Origin of the sequence: Fundicoccus sp. Sow4_F4, assembly GCF_052116145.1 — a bacterium.
In the GTDB taxonomy this organism is placed as follows: domain Bacteria; phylum Bacillota; class Bacilli; order Lactobacillales; family Aerococcaceae; genus Fundicoccus.
The window spans coordinates 24,037-38,391 of record NZ_JBQKLQ010000009.1; the positions used below are offsets into that span (position 1 = coordinate 24,037).

At 39.8% G+C, this 14,355-nt stretch carries 12 protein-coding genes and 2 pseudogenes; 4 read left to right on the forward strand and 10 right to left on the reverse strand.

Annotation, left to right across the window (positions count from 1 at the left end):
• Positions 1 to 4: 4 nt before the first annotated feature.
• The 3 genes and pseudogenes from ACTQ5J_RS11805 (at position 5) to ACTQ5J_RS11815 (ending at position 1,376) form a co-directional block, all read left to right on the forward strand.
• Positions 5 to 415, forward strand: a pseudogene (locus ACTQ5J_RS11805) (aldehyde dehydrogenase family protein).
• 4 nt (positions 416 to 419) lie between these two features.
• A pseudogene (locus ACTQ5J_RS11810) lies at positions 420 to 1,028 on the forward strand (aldehyde dehydrogenase family protein).
• Positions 1,029 to 1,187: 159 nt separating this feature from the next.
• Entirely contained in the window at positions 1,188 to 1,376 is a 189-nt protein-coding gene (locus tag ACTQ5J_RS11815; protein WP_441753221.1) for an aldehyde dehydrogenase family protein, read from the forward strand.
• 915 nt (positions 1,377 to 2,291) lie between these two features.
• Here ACTQ5J_RS11815 and ACTQ5J_RS11820 read toward each other — a convergent pair.
• The 9 genes from ACTQ5J_RS11820 to ACTQ5J_RS11860 form a co-directional block, all read right to left on the reverse strand.
• Positions 2,292 to 2,471 (reverse strand): hypothetical protein, encoded by a 180-nt coding sequence (locus ACTQ5J_RS11820; protein WP_441753222.1) that lies wholly within the window; start codon positions 2,469 to 2,471, stop codon positions 2,292 to 2,294.
• A gap of 19 nt (positions 2,472 to 2,490) precedes the next feature.
• On the reverse strand, positions 2,491 to 2,754 hold the full coding sequence (locus ACTQ5J_RS11825; protein ID WP_441753223.1) for a cupin domain-containing protein: 264 nt from the start codon (positions 2,752 to 2,754) through the stop codon (positions 2,491 to 2,493).
• A complete protein-coding gene (locus tag ACTQ5J_RS11830) occupies positions 2,751 to 2,879 on the reverse strand; it encodes a hypothetical protein (RefSeq protein WP_441753224.1) in 129 nt (42 codons plus the stop codon). Before ACTQ5J_RS11830 ends, ACTQ5J_RS11825 begins: the two co-directional genes overlap by 4 nt.
• 500 nt (positions 2,880 to 3,379) lie before the next feature.
• Positions 3,380 to 4,084: an MIP/aquaporin family protein gene (locus ACTQ5J_RS11835; RefSeq protein WP_441753226.1), complete on the reverse strand. Its 705-nt coding sequence runs from the start codon at positions 4,082 to 4,084 to the stop codon at positions 3,380 to 3,382.
• Positions 4,085 to 4,162: 78 nt separating this feature from the next.
• Positions 4,163 to 5,992 (reverse strand): type 1 glycerol-3-phosphate oxidase, encoded by a 1,830-nt coding sequence (glpO, locus tag ACTQ5J_RS11840; protein WP_441753228.1) that lies wholly within the window; start codon positions 5,990 to 5,992, stop codon positions 4,163 to 4,165.
• A gap of 16 nt (positions 5,993 to 6,008) precedes the next feature.
• Positions 6,009 to 7,520 carry a glycerol kinase GlpK gene (gene glpK / locus ACTQ5J_RS11845; protein ID WP_441753230.1) on the reverse strand — a complete coding sequence of 504 codons (1,512 nt, stop codon included), beginning with the start codon at positions 7,518 to 7,520 and terminating at the stop codon, positions 6,009 to 6,011.
• Positions 7,521 to 7,728: 208 nt separating this feature from the next.
• Positions 7,729 to 9,189 (reverse strand): helix-turn-helix domain-containing protein, encoded by a 1,461-nt coding sequence (locus tag ACTQ5J_RS11850; protein WP_441753232.1) that lies wholly within the window; start codon positions 9,187 to 9,189, stop codon positions 7,729 to 7,731.
• The gene (locus tag ACTQ5J_RS11855) at positions 9,179 to 10,555 is read right to left on the reverse strand and encodes an FAD-dependent oxidoreductase (protein WP_441753234.1); all 1,377 of its coding nucleotides are present in this window, start codon (positions 10,553 to 10,555) and stop codon (positions 9,179 to 9,181) included. Before ACTQ5J_RS11855 ends, ACTQ5J_RS11850 begins: the two co-directional genes overlap by 11 nt.
• A gap of 350 nt (positions 10,556 to 10,905) precedes the next feature.
• Entirely contained in the window at positions 10,906 to 11,631 is a 726-nt protein-coding gene (locus ACTQ5J_RS11860) for a YcjF family protein (protein WP_441753235.1), read from the reverse strand.
• A gap of 367 nt (positions 11,632 to 11,998) precedes the next feature.
• Between ACTQ5J_RS11860 and ACTQ5J_RS11865 the strand changes: the two genes are divergently transcribed.
• Complete coding sequence (locus ACTQ5J_RS11865) at positions 11,999 to 12,595, forward strand: nitroreductase family protein (protein ID WP_441753236.1); 597 nt, start codon at positions 11,999 to 12,001, stop codon at positions 12,593 to 12,595.
• Positions 12,596 to 12,775: 180 nt separating this feature from the next.
• Here the strand turns inward: ACTQ5J_RS11865 and ACTQ5J_RS11870 are convergent, their stop codons facing one another.
• Positions 12,776 to 14,104 carry an MATE family efflux transporter gene (locus ACTQ5J_RS11870; RefSeq protein WP_441753238.1) on the reverse strand — a complete coding sequence of 443 codons (1,329 nt, stop codon included), beginning with the start codon at positions 14,102 to 14,104 and terminating at the stop codon, positions 12,776 to 12,778.
• Between the last annotated feature and the right edge of the window lie 251 nt (positions 14,105 to 14,355).

Below are 14,355 nucleotides of genomic sequence, written 5' to 3' on the forward strand. Positions count from 1 at the left end.
GGTATTGGCTACTCTGGTCGACGCAACGGATGATGATGTCGACAAAGCAGTTGAAGTTACACAAGTTGCTTTTAACTCTTGGAGCCATACAGATGTAAAAGAACGTTCTGCCCTTTTGTTAGAAGTTGCTGATTGAATTGAGACAAAAGCTGATTTTCTTTCTGAAGTGGAATCTCTTGATAATGGATAACCAATTCGTGAAACGTCTGGTGCAGATATTCCTTTAGCAATTAATCACTTCCGTTATTTCGCTAGCGTGATTCGTTCAGAAGAAGAGACAGTCCAAATATTAACCAATCAGACCTTGTCAATGATGTTACGCGAACCAATTGGTGTCGTGTCAAAGAGTGTCCCTTGGAACTTTCCTTTCCTAATGGCCGCTTGGAAAACTCCCACCTGCCCTAGCAGCCGGTAATACGATTGGATTTAGCCCTTCCTTTAGTACGTCGCTGAGTGTTTTAGAAATAACAAAAATATTAAACAATGTTTTACCTCATGGGGGCTTCATTTTACTGACAGGGCGCAGTTCAAAATCAGGTGAATACTTACTACATCATAAAGTAATTGATAAAATTGTCTTTACTGCTTCAACGGAAGTTGCACGCTAGAGTGATATCACAGCCACTAATTATTTAATCCCTTCAACTTCAGAGCTAGGAGGAAAATCTACCAATATATTCTTTGCAGATATGGAGATGGACTTAACTTTAGATGATGCAGCTTTGCGAATCCTCTTTAATCAGTGACAAGTGTGTTCAGATGATTCTCGAATTTTTGTTCAGGAATCAGTTTACGATGAATTTGTTGGTCGTCTAGTAGAAGATTTTGAGAGAGTTATAGTCGCTAGTCCACTGGATTTACAGATACAAACGGGTGCTCAAGTGAATGAAGACCCAAACGAACTGATTGAAAAATATGTGAAAATTGATAAAGAAGAAGAAGAAGGTGAGACACTCCTTGTGGGCGGAAGTTTTTATCCAGATGGTGAGTTGTGCCAAAGGTGCCTTCTACAAGCCAACCTTACTTGAAGCAACGAATGATTGACCTACTGCGCATGAAGAATTCTTTGGTCTTGTTGGAGTTGTAATTACTTCCAAGGATGTGGATGAGGTCATCGAACGAGCCACGATAATGAATAGGCTTTAGGTGATGGCGTTTGAACGAAAGATATCAATACCGCTTTTAAAGTGGCACGGGTTATACGCACAGGTCGTATCTGGGTTAACACGTATGCAGGTTTTGAAGCCGGCGCACCATTTGGTGATTTCAAGAATTTACGAATTGGACGCGAAACTCATAAGATGATTTTAGATGTTTATACTCAAGCCAAAAATATTTATATCGATTTAAGTGATGAAGCTCGCGGTATGTACTAATCTTCTTGACACTTGAAAGGACGGATGATATTTCCGTCCTTTTTTTGGTCTACACATTCTCAATTATGAGCTATAAGCGATTGGTGACTCCTGATTGTGTTCCTTTGTGATCGTGTATTCCCCTTAAAAGACTGCCCGCCTAATAATGGGGACAGTTTAGTATGACTTAGCGAACGATTACATTTTATGGCTTACCATCTAAGAAGCCTAAGCTGTTGTCAAATGCGATACGCGCTCTTTATTCCATGGCTTCGTTGTTAAGAATCCGACGTGCGGCGTTAAAATCGCATGTTAACGTATAATATGGATAACCTGCTGGAATGAGTAATTCCATATCGAAGACGTCAATGATTGCCCCAGCGATTTGACCTGTGTTCAATGCGTCAGCTAGAAACGCATTGTGCACAATTGATTAGAGTCACACTTTCCTTCATTAATTGTAGTTTTCTAGTCGAATTCAAATCTTATGTAGCCGGTAATAAGGGCAGGTGTAGTGTGACAATGTCAGCTTGTGTTAAGACATCATCTAGTGATAAATAAATGATACCTAATGCGGCTGCATCTGAGTTGGGGGATGGGGTCACAAGCAATTAATTGACAACCACACGCTCAATATAATTGGGCCGTTATGATACCGGTTTTACCCTTTCCTATCACGCTGACTGTCTTGCCGTAATTTCACCACCTTGGAATGGTCCAGAGAAATTGGCATCACAGATGTGTTTCTTTCCTAGGGTAATTTTGCAGTAAAGGTCCAAAGTGATTTCAATAGATCATTTTTTGCAAAGGTTTGATTGGCATAGTCTGCCGCATTCGAAGGTAGAATCTCTTGATTTTTAGCATCCGCGATCCCTATATGATCAACATTTGTAAAGGCGACGTCATGTACTCTAGGTTTGCTGCTTGGTCGATTGCTTACGTTGGATAAGGATTATTTGCGATCATTCTAACGTCCGAATTTTTACTACGTTCGGCTAAGTCAGTCGTTTTTTCTTTGTAATAAGTGAATTTATGACTTTTTTCTCTAATTGGTGCAGCAAATTCCTCAATCAAGTCGTGTGAAACAGTTAATGATTCTAATGCTTTAATTCGCATGTCAATTCTCCTTATCTGTTTAAAAAAAAAGCCATAAGTGTTGTTCTTCATGAAAGATAAAACCGGTAGGTGTTGGTCCTGTAATTTCTAACATCACGAAATCCTTGTCCGAGTTAATCGTTATACTGTGTTTTTCTCGGGCACTTGCTATAACGATGTCCCCCACTTTAATCATAACCTTCTTGCCACATTCAGAATAAAACTCTACCCTTCCTTCAATCACAATCCAAATATCGTGTGCACCGTCTTGTGAATGAACCGGTAAATATTGTCTTGGCTTCATGCATCAGACAGCACCTGAAGTGTTTGATGTTCGTATGGAATTCGTTTGGTAACGGCTTCTTCTCTATACTCTTGCACCTGTTGCCAACGAAAAACTCGCTCTTGTAACTCTTCACGCATCATCATTTTAAGCGACAGCTTAATTCCGTCTATTTCTTATTTTTAATTTAATCACAAATCGATTGATTAAGTGTTCACATGTTGAATTGAGACAAACCCCAACTTCTATTATGCTAAGTGACTAATGTTTGTCACTTAACCTCCAAAAAAACTTATGATACTTCATATAACGAGTGTTTTATCAGTCTATTTATATTATTCAGTTATAGTTCTAGGTTGCCACCAAGAACACAATTAAAAATCCATACCCCGTTTGTAATTTTACGAACATTCGAATCAGCGTTAGTTAGCAGCTTATTTTATACTCGGTTGAAGTGAATGATCGCATTCATTTATAAGCGGTGTGTCATAAGTATGTTTCATGAGTGTAAAACCCCAATGACTATTCAACTATCTGACGAGCTACTCTCGAATAATCACTAAAAATTAATAACGACTGCCTCCCCCCAAAAAAAACAGTGCGACACTCCTATCGAGGGATCGCACTGTGAATAGTCTGACTTTAATTAAATCATGCCGTAAACTAATACCGCTAGAATTGCACCAATGATTGGACCTACGATTGGAACAAGAGCATATTTCCAGTCTGAGTCGCCTTTATTGGGGATTGGTAAGATTGCGTGAGCAATACGTGGCCCTAGATCACGTGCAGGGTTAATGGCATAGCCTGTCGTTCCACCTAATGATAGACCGATACCGATGATTAACGCACCTGTGATTAAGTTACCCGCCCATGGGAATGTATCGTAGTTAGAGAATGAAAGGATACCAAACATCAATACGAAAGTACCAATCACTTCACTAATCGTGTTCATGATTGGATTGTAAATTGCAGGACCTGTCGCAAACGTGCCTAAGATAGCCCCTTGGTCTTGGGTAATGTCATAGTGATCTTTATACTGTAACCATACAAAGACTGATCCTAAGAAAGCACCCACCATTTGAGCCGCGATGTAAGGCAGTACTGAACTCCAAGCAATACCGCCTGAGATTGCGAAAGCAATCGTTACGGCCGGGTTTAAGTGAGCTAAACTCATGTAACCTGAGACGAAAGCCCCCATTGTTACCGCAATCCCCCAACCGATTGTGATTGTTAACCAACCAGCATTGTTGCTTTTAGTTTTATTTAATAAGTTACCCGCAACAATTCCATTTCCTAGCAACACTAAAATAAATGTACCCAATAATTCTCCAATAAATTCTGTTCCCATAAATTTTCTCCTCTTATATCAAGGAGCCCTACAGGACTCCCTGCTTTTATATTTTGAATGCTCTATTGTGTCAATCGATTAGTTTGCGAGTGCTTTTAAGTCTCTTAAATCACTTTCAGCTAGCACACGGTCTAATTCCGCTAGGTGAGCTGCTTGTTCTTCTTCACTCCAACCTAAATATTTAGCCATTTCGTTTGCGATTGGTTGAATTAAAGCATCCAATGACTCACGCATAAATAATAAGTGGTTGGTTCTTCTTAAGAAGTAGTCAACCGGTGTTAAAACCATTTCTTCACGCATTGTGTAATGTAAGACTAAGGTGTCGCGTAACGTTAAGCCTTCTGCTGCTTCTAGATCTGTTGCTAATTTAAAGACACGAGGTGCATTCGATCCGAATACATTCGCAATATATCGCGCATCGGCTGCATCTAAGCCACGTTTGACACCTAAATGAGCGAAAGTCTCTAACTCTGAATCCACGTTTGATGGATTCAACTCGCCACCAGATACAGGATAAGTTTTTGAGTTAATTAATGTATAGTGACGACTATGAGTCTGGGCAAGTAAACGTATGATTTCGCGCATCGCACCTTCAGCCATCTTGCGGTAGTCAGTAATTTTACCACCTGCTAATGTGATTAGCCCGTTATCGTCTATATCTAGAGAACTTCCACGAGAAATGCTTGATGGATTTTTCTCTGAACTACTGCTTTCAATTGTCATAATCGCTTCTGTTACATCTTCACGACTTGCCTCTTTGTTCAAGTAACGACTAACAACCGCAATTAAGTGATCAAAACTTTCGTCTGAAATCGACCCATTATCTCCACCGTTATAATCTGATGCATTGTTACCAGAAATTAATGGTCTTAATCCAGCCCAGCTACTTTCAATATCTTTTAAAGTGATCATCGCTTGTGGGAATCGACTGTTCACGACTTCTAATAAGTAGTCAACGTCTTCTTGAGTCACGGTTGGATGAGTTAAATCACCCGTATAGTCTGTATCGGTTGTTCCGAAATATGTCTTATTCTCACGCGGAATCACAAAAACCATACGTCCATCGCCTAAGCCTGTATCGAAGTAGGTCGCATTTGGAACTTTGATTTTACTGCTATCTACCACTAAATGAACCCCTTTAGTTGGTCGCATTTGTAGCTTTTGGTCACCCGTGTTATCCATATTACGAACAACGTCGCTCCATGGACCTGTTGTGTTGATGACATAACGTGCATTGATGTCGAATTCTTTGCCTGTCAGTAAATCTTTCGCTTTCACCCCAAGGATTTGACCTTTCGCATCTTTCAAGTAACCAATCGCCTTGACACGACTAGCCACTAAGGCGCCATCTTCATTGGCTCGTTTGATGTTCTCGATGACTAGGCGCGCATCATTATTGATGTAGTCTAGATACTCTCCTCCACCTAATAAGCCTTCTGCTTTAATTTCTGGTTCGCGCTCTAAGACTTCTTCTTTTGTTAACTGTCTATTCGCTAAAGGCGTACCAGTCACCCCAGCCAACAAGTCATATAAATCCATCGCGACTTTTAAGCGGAACATACTGAAAGTTGAGTTGGGTTCATCATAGACAGGCAATAGCATGCGGTCTGCTTTTGGAATATGTGGCGCAATTTGTTGAACCACTGCACGCTCTTTCACTGTGTCAGATACGACTTCCACATCAAACTGCTTCAAATAACGAATCCCACCGTGAACTAATTTTGTTGAACGGCTACTTGTTCCTTCCGAAAAATCTTGCATCTCAATCAAACCAGTGTCTAAACCGCTGGCTGCCGCTTGTAATGCCACACCCGCTCCCGTAATTCCTCCACCAATAATTAGTAAATCCAAGGTACGCTCTTGTAATTTTTCAATGGCTCTTAAACGTGTCTCTTTTGAAAATCTCATCATTATTCTCTCCTTCTTAAAGATCTAATGCGTCATCTTGCGAAAAGACGCGAGTAGCATGAACAGCTTTCTTCCAGCCACGATATAATTGTTCTTTACGTGCATTATTCATCGAAGGCGAGAAGACTTCACCCGCTTCATTTAATGTTTTAATTTCGTCTAAATCTTTCCAGAAACCTACCGCAAGACCCGCTAAGAAAGCTGCTCCTAAGGCGGTTGTTTCTAAGTTTTTCGCACGCGCGATTTCAATGCCAATAATATCTGATTGGAATTGCATTAAGTAGTTATTCATCGCTGCGCCACCATCCACTTTTAAGACAGGGATCTTCATCTTTGTGTCGACTTGCATCGTATCAATAACATCGCGTACTTGATAAGCAATCGATTGAACAGTCGCTTTAACAAAGTCTTCTTTCGTCGTTCCACGCGTTACGCCGAAAACAGAGCCTCTCGCATTTGAATCCCAGTAAGGTGCTCCTAAGCCGGTAAAGGCTGGGACTACATAAACTTCGTCATTGTTTGTTGAGCGACGTGATAACTCTTCAGATTCCGCTGAATCGCCAATCATTTTTAAACCATCACGTAACCATTGGATCGAACTACCCGCAATAAAAATCGATCCTTCTAAGGCATAGTAAATCTTACCGTTAATGCCGTAACCAATTGTTGTTAATAGGTTGTTGTTAGACATTTGCACTTTGTCACCTGTGTTCATAATAATGAATGATCCTGTTCCATAAGTGTTTTTTACCATACCTGGTTCGAAAGCTAATTGACCAAATAATGCTGCTTGTTGGTCCCCAGCCATTCCACCAATGGGGACTTCACCTCCATAGAAATGGAAAGGGGCGGTAATACCGTAAATCTCTGAGTTTGATTTGACTTCTGGTAACATTATTGTTGGAATATTTAACAAATCAAGAATTTCACGATCCCATTCTAAGTCTTTAATATTGTATAACATGGTTCTGGCAGCGTTTGAGTAATCCGTGACGTGTTTTTCTCCATTCGTTAATTTCCAAACTAACCACGTATCAATCGTACCGAATAATAATTCACCTTTTTCCGCACGTTCTTGTGCCCCTTCAACGTGATCTAAGATCCAACGGATTTTAGTCGCTGAGAAGTAAGCATCGATCACTAGTCCTGTTTTTTCGTGAATCATTTCAGAATGACCTGCTGTTTTTAGTTGATCCGCAATTTCTGCTGTTTGACGTGATTGCCATACAATCGCATTGTAAATGGGTAAACCAGTCGCCTTATCCCAAACAACGGTTGTTTCTCGTTGGTTCGTAATACCAATACCCGCGATTTGACTTGGCTTAATACCGCTTTCAATAAATGCACCCGCAATAACCGATTGAACTGAAGTCCAGATTTCATTCGCATTATGCTCGACCCAACCTGCTTTTGGGAAGATTTGTGTAAATTCCTTTTGGTAACTACTCACTTTTTCACCTTTTTTATTAAAAATGATTGCTCTCGAACTAGTTGTGCCTTGATCGATGGATAAAATATAATTTTCCACTGAAAGTCCCCCTGTTTATTTGATTTAATAATTGTATTGACATCATGATGTTAATGCTTTCATTTGTAACTTAACACTACTTTACTGTTTTTTACTTCTAGTAACTATCGTCTTTTTTCTACTTTCATAAATTAATGAGAGCCCTTCCATCAAATCCTTGAGGTGACAATAAAAAATCTAGCCTCAAAAAAATGAAGCTAGTCGTTAATTAAGGGGATTTCCCAACCAAATAATCGTTAATCGTCTCTTCTAATTGCCGAATATCATAAGCGTTTGGTGCCCCTTTCAGATAATAGGTTGGCATACGATAGGTCTCGTTATAAACATTTGAAATCACAAAGTCATAATCGTCATTAGAATTCCAAGGTTCTAGAATAACCAAACGACTAACTTCCAACTGCTGGCGCAAGACGCTCAGAACCGGCAAGCGTTTGGTCTGTGAACCGGACAAGTCGACACCAATCACTAATTGCCGCGGTGCTTGATAAATCACATAGGACAAGACTTCCATAATTCGCCAACGGGCTTTAACTAACAAATCACCATATTGCTTAGGATGAAAGCCATAAACCTCTACAACGACTTCATCAATCATTGCCTGAGCTAGGTCCACATGATCCAAAGCCATGCTTCCACCAATCACTGCTAAATCCTGATCCAACCGATAGGCATGGTCAATCAAGGCTCCTTTAAAGAAATACAATTGACCTAAGATTTGATTGAGTGTGTACATCCCTTGTTCACTCAAGTTCTCTTCAAGCGGAACGATTGAACGAATCACCCGCAAACCTTTCGTCGTCGCCTCACTGACCGGTCCACCATAGCCTAATTTTCGCTCCATCACATAGGGGGATAAAATAGACATAGTCGTAATAAATATAAATTGACACATTACTTCTTCTTCTTCCACTTCCAATGCGTAGCGACTGAGATAACGTAACATTTGTTGACGTACTTGTTGGAAGAAGCGGTGCGTTTGATACACTCTCATCTGTTGTTTTAAGCCTTTGAAATATTTCTTCTTCAAGCCAATACGTTTCTTTGTAATCGAAAACCATAAAGCTAATTTAAATTCATTCGTTGTCGGCATCTCGATCGACCACACTTGCTTGATTGCTTCAATCATTGGTTGATATTGAGGGAATTCAAATCGTTCAGCCATTTCTTTCTTGGGTATCGTCAACCAATATAATTGATAGTAGAAATAACGAATTTGATGTTCTTCTCCTCTTAGACGGCCGTTTTTAATACTAACGCCAAACTCTTCCAGTAAAGTATTCAAAGCAGCCAGTTGACGGTGCAAAGTTGCTTCACTAATTAGCAATTCTTGCGATAATTTCTGAACCGTAAATTCTTCCTTAGCAAAAAGGTAATGGAGAATTTGAATTTTCAGGGAAAAAGGTAGCAACAATTGAATCAATTCCTCTTTCGTTACCTGGGCGCCCAGGCGCAAATCCAAGCGGTCACTGTTGAGGAATATCGCTAATTCAAAGCCACTCTCTTGGGCCAGGTCATTTAAATCATCGATGTATTTAATTAAAGTTGTACGCGACAAGCCCGTTTTTGACAAAATATCTTTCAAAATCGCTTCCGAAGTTTGTTCCATCAAGGTGCCAATTAAGACTAATTGACTTTTTTCTCTCTTTTCAAATAAGTCTTCAAGATGCATCTAGGCTAGCTCCTTTCAGACGCTTTCGGTAAATCGCAAAAGCTGCTTCGTGTAATAGCGGTGCCATTATAGAATCCATTGAATCATATAGATAATCTTGGAAGGCCAAATCACGGTCGGATAAGTTCGCTTTGATAGCTACAGCTAAAGTATCCATCAAAGCTATCACGTTGACGTCTGAATAGACTTGCCCTCCTAATAAGCGACCACTTGTCTTCTCTACGATTAATTTAAGCGTCATCGGGCATTTTTGTTCATCAGTTTGACGGTGAATGATTGTGATTGTCTGATGGTACAACTGAGCTTCTTCTTCAGTCAAGCCTGCACTGGCTATAAAAAGTCCAAACAATTGTGAGCCTACCACTCTTACAAAAGTGTCGACTTTTTCTGACATACCTAAAGCATTCATCGCTGCCAGTCGTCCGGTAATAACCGCATTATTCACAAATGGCAAATAATACTCACTATTGGTGCCTGTATAAGGGACTCGGATTAAGTCGCCTGCTGCATAAACATCTGCTTGACTCGTTTGTAAATAATCGTTGACGACCACCGTTCGGTCTAGGTGACAAGCCAGATGATTTGTTACAAGTTGGCTATTGGGTCTGAAATTGACTGCAAGTAAAACGTGACTCGATGCGAGTATTTCGTTTTGGCTAGTGGTCGTTGTCAAACCTTCTTCGCTTACTCTAATTACTTCAGCTTGCTGATTTTTATAAATCGTCACGCCACTTTCAAGCATGCGTTTTTCTAATTCAGTCACCATCTCAGGGTCAAAGGATTTAAAAGCGAGTGAAGCGAAGGCTTCAACGAGCGTCACCTTTTTACCGGCCCTTGTATAGGCGTCTGCTGCTTCTAACCCTACTTGTCCGCCTCCTACAATTAAGAGGTGCGTCGCTTCTTTTAATTCTTCTTGGCTTTTTAGACTAGCAGCTAATGTCTTTGTCGTTAAAACTGCTGGATGATCAGCCCCGTCAATTCGTTCAGACAGTTGAATAGAGCCCATTGCTAGAATCAACTTATCGTAGTGGAGTGTGCTGATTTCCCCTTGATGCGTCAACTGTAATTGCTTGATTTCTGCATCAAGTGCGAGCACTTCATGACCTAACAACAAGTCGATTCCCGCCTCTAACATTCTTTCCTTTGTCTCAGGCATTTGATCCGTCAGCTGTTTGATTTTCCCCTTCAACAGGCGATTGATACTATTGGGGATAAAGCCCACGGTTTCTTGGCGATCAATTACCGTGACACTAGTATTCTCATTTAATTGTTTGATTGTTAGCGCACTTGATATACCGGCAAAGGATGCACCAATAATCACGATGTTTAATGGTTCCATAGTTGATAATCCCTTTCTCTTGTCCATCCTACTGATTTCTCTTTAGTTTCTATCTTACCAATCTTTAGTAAAGGATAGAATAACAATCTTGCGAAATGACTGCCGTTTATCAAATGACCTCTTACGCTTCACTAGGTGTCGCTGCTTTTGAGCGACTTGGTTTTGCTGAGTAATCTTTTAACTGGACTTCTCTTGATTTCGCTTATTATCCTCTAATGCGACGCGAACCGTTACTTTAAGAGAATCGGCTAGATATTCACCTCAAGTCGTCTCCTTCACACTCAATTTTCAGCCAAAACAAAAGCACTCCAAAAATCAGTTCTCCCCTGACTTTCGCAGTGCTGTTTATCGCCTATATTTTTAAATTTGAACAACTTTTATCTTTTGGTTGTTTTACCACTCGATTTAAGGGCCTTTAGCAATAAGTTAAATTGCCCTTTAAATGAAAGAACATCGTCAAAGATATCGACCCCTTCATTCAACATCTTAACGCTCACCCAGCCAAGTGTCTCAGTAATCGTGCTAGCGACTAAACCATTGATTGCCGCGCCAGCAACTGTCCCAACACCTGGTACGAATTTAATGATGTTTCCAACAACGCTTCTTCCAAAACCTACCACTAATAATTCTTTCGAGAGGCTTGAGCCTAAGCTTTTAGACCATGATTGACCGAACGTCTTGTGCAAGCGAGCCATCATCGTCATTTGCACAGGTACCAGTAAGACAGCATCCGAGAATGGAATGGGTGAACAACCAATTATTGCGGCGCTTAGTGAAGCCGCATGAATAGTTGAGTGGCATTTCTTTCGAGTGTCCTCGTCCACGCCTTCTAAAAACTCATCAAAGATCCCTTCAAACTGTCCTTTACTGTTGGCTAATATTTTTTCTGCTTGTACTTTTGACTTTTCAAAAGTATTTATAATAATAGCTGATGTTTTCGTTGGCAGTTGTTTCAAGACTTCATCGAAGAAAGACTTAAAGGCTTGTTCTTCATCAGCCGCGTTAAGTTCAAGCTCTTGCTCAGGGCTCACCTGTACTAAAGAAATCACGTCCTTTGCAGCCTTTCTTCTGTTAAATAAGCCCTTTTTTGATTTACTTTTCATGTAAAACCCTCCTATCTATCATCGTGTCTGTTTTATTTGCGATTCTCAACTTATTAAATACGTTCACGTACTTATTCACAGTATGTTAGCTTATTATAAAAAAGTAAAGCGAAAGCCTTCCAAAATTTATCCCTCTCAACTCATTGTTAAAGACGGATGAGCGCTTCCGTGTTAAGATAATAGGAACGGATGAGCGAAAGGAATTATTATGAAATTTATTATTTCACCTACTAAAAAGATGGTCATCGAGACGGACAGTTTCTTGGCCGAGAGTCACCCTCTTTACCTCAAGGAGGCAAAGGATATTCTTCAGAAATTAAAGTCGCTTTCTTATGAAGATGCCAAACAATTGAGGAGAATTTCATTCATGACAGAATTTAAACAAGTAATCAAAGACCGCCGCTCAATCTACGCATCAGGTAACAAAAGCGAACATTCAATCGAAGAGATTGTTTCATCAATCCGCGAAACTCAAAAAGATGTTCCAACAGCTTTCAATAGCCAAACTTCTCGTTTAGTTATTTTGAATGGCGAAGCAAACACTAAATTCTGGGATTTAATCTTAGAAGTTCAAAAAAACGTTTTAGACGAAGGAACTTGGGACTTCATGTCACCAATTATGATGGGTGCTAAAAATGGTATCGGAACAGTTTTATTCTTCGAGGACCGTGATGCTGTTGCAACGATGCCTACAGTTGGCGCGCGTACTGAAGCTTACAAACAAAACAACTCTGCTAACTCACAATTCGCAACTTGGTTAACATTGACTGAAATGAACTTAGGCGGATCCTTACAACATTTTAACGTTGGCTACGAACAAGGCTTTGATAAAGCAGTTCGCGAAATGTTCAACCTACCAGATTCATTTGAATTAATTGCTCAAATGCCATTCGATTCAATCGAACAAGCGGCTGATGCAAAAGAATACATGGATACCAACATCCAAGTTCAATTATTTAAATAATAATTTATATGTAAAAACCGCCAAATTTGGCGGTTTTTTTTGTTCTAACTTTTTTGAGTGTTGGTGGCTACAGTCAAGCAAAGCGATTCACCACGCTGGTTTTTAAACACTCTAAATTAAAATGAATGTCAGTAAGCTACTTCTCGCCAACATTCAAAATTTTAGAAACTTTTATGGGTATTAGTTAAGGCGTTCGACAGATTTTTTAAGTAGATAGACTGCTAGAACACAGGTCATTGTTTCGACAACTAATAACGTCAACCAAATTCCGACTAATTCAAACCAAAGGGACATCACTAGTAGAACCGGAATGATAAAAACAATTCCTCGTAAGGCTGATAATCTTAAAGATGCTCGTGCTTGATTAATCGCGGCTAAGAAATAAATCACAACGAAATTAACTCCTGTAAGTAGAAAGGAAGCGAAATAAAGCGGAATGCCTTGGCTTGCTATGGTCGCTAACTGGACATTTGAGTCACTATTGAAAATACTAACTAAGGAATCTGGCATTAAGGTGCCTATTAAGAAAATCACGATACTCAAGGAGACAGCTGTCATTAGAGCTAATTTAAGCACTTGTTTAATTTCTTTCGCTTTTCTCTGGCCAAAATAGTAACTAATTAGAGGTTGGAAACCTTGACCAATCCCTGTAAATAAGCCAATGACAATAATATTTAAGTTAGCAATAATGCCGTAGGCCGCTACCCCAATCGTTCCGGCAACTTGTAAAATCATAATATTAAATAAGAACATCACGACCGCTGAAGAAAATTCATTAAAGAAGGACGAGAACCCTAAGCTAGCGATTGCTTTTAATTGTTCGAATTTTAAACTAACTTTACGAAACTGGAGATGATGATCCTGCCGGCGCCAATGTAGACTAGCCACTAGCATTGAGACGATGGGTGAACTAGCTGTTGCAATAGCAGCTCCTGTTAGCCCCATTTGTAAAGGGAAAATAAAAATATAATCTAAAATGATATTGGTCAAGCCGCCTGCTAAGAGGGCAATCATCGCTAAGCGTGGATTATGATCGTTGCGGAGAAAGGAAACCAGCACGACGTTTACCATGAATAAGGGCGCAAACAACATTAGAATATTATAGTAGCTGGCTGACATCTCATAAATTTCTGGATTTGCTCCCAGAAGATTCAAGAGTGGATTGGAGAATATGGTCGTCACGCCCACGAAGATGACTGATGCAAGCAATGTAAACCAAAGTGTCATGTTAAATAGTTGATTTGCTTCTACTACTCGCTTTTTACCTAGCGCAATCCCAAAAAGTGTTGCACCGCCAATTCCAAATAACCAACCTAAGCCGTTAAACAGGCTGATCATTGGTAAAACAATATTTAAAGCAGCAATTCCATGTGCCCCCACGCCATTTGCAATAAAAAATGTATCGGCAAAAATAAACAAAGATTGGCCCAACATACTCAAAACTGCTAAAAATGTGTATTGAACAAATAATTGGCGGGTGCTGCTTGTTTGATTTTCAAATTTTTCCATCTGTAATTTCCTCCCCAACATAAAAAACGCCCCTTCTCTTTTGTTTCTAAGACCTACACAAAAGAAAAAGAGCGTGTCTATTTTACCCGGTGATAAAATAGTCGCATTGATTTAATTAAACTGAATTCTATCACCCTAATTTTGGTAAGTCAAATTTTCTTCAAGTAAATTGTTAAGGCTATATTCTGTCAGTGATCATTAATTGAAAGCACAGATTCTTTTTCAAAGGCTTTTAAATTGATTTTCTGTGA

Coding starts and splice junctions, on each gene's coding strand:
- ACTQ5J_RS11820 (WP_441753222.1), bottom strand. CDS start 2,471: ATGCGAATTAAAGCATTAGAATCATTAACTGTTTCACACGACTTGATT.
- ACTQ5J_RS11825 (WP_441753223.1), bottom strand. CDS start 2,754: ATGAAGCCAAGACAATATTTACCGGTTCATTCACAAGACGGTGCACAC.
- ACTQ5J_RS11830 (WP_441753224.1), bottom strand. CDS start 2,879: ATGATGATGCGTGAAGAGTTACAAGAGCGAGTTTTTCGTTGGCAACAG.
- ACTQ5J_RS11835 (WP_441753226.1), bottom strand. CDS start 4,084: ATGGGAACAGAATTTATTGGAGAATTATTGGGTACATTTATTTTAGTG.
- glpO (WP_441753228.1), bottom strand. CDS start 5,992: ATGAGATTTTCAAAAGAGACACGTTTAAGAGCCATTGAAAAATTACAA.
- ACTQ5J_RS11850 (WP_441753232.1), bottom strand. CDS start 9,189: ATGCATCTTGAAGACTTATTTGAAAAGAGAGAAAAAAGTCAATTAGTC.
- ACTQ5J_RS11855 (WP_441753234.1), bottom strand. CDS start 10,555: ATGGACAAGAGAAAGGGATTATCAACTATGGAACCATTAAACATCGTG.
- ACTQ5J_RS11860 (WP_441753235.1), bottom strand. CDS start 11,631: ATGAAAAGTAAATCAAAAAAGGGCTTATTTAACAGAAGAAAGGCTGCA.
- ACTQ5J_RS11865 (WP_441753236.1), top strand. CDS start 11,999: ATGACAGAATTTAAACAAGTAATCAAAGACCGCCGCTCAATCTACGCA.
- ACTQ5J_RS11870 (WP_441753238.1), bottom strand. CDS start 14,104: ATGGAAAAATTTGAAAATCAAACAAGCAGCACCCGCCAATTATTTGTT.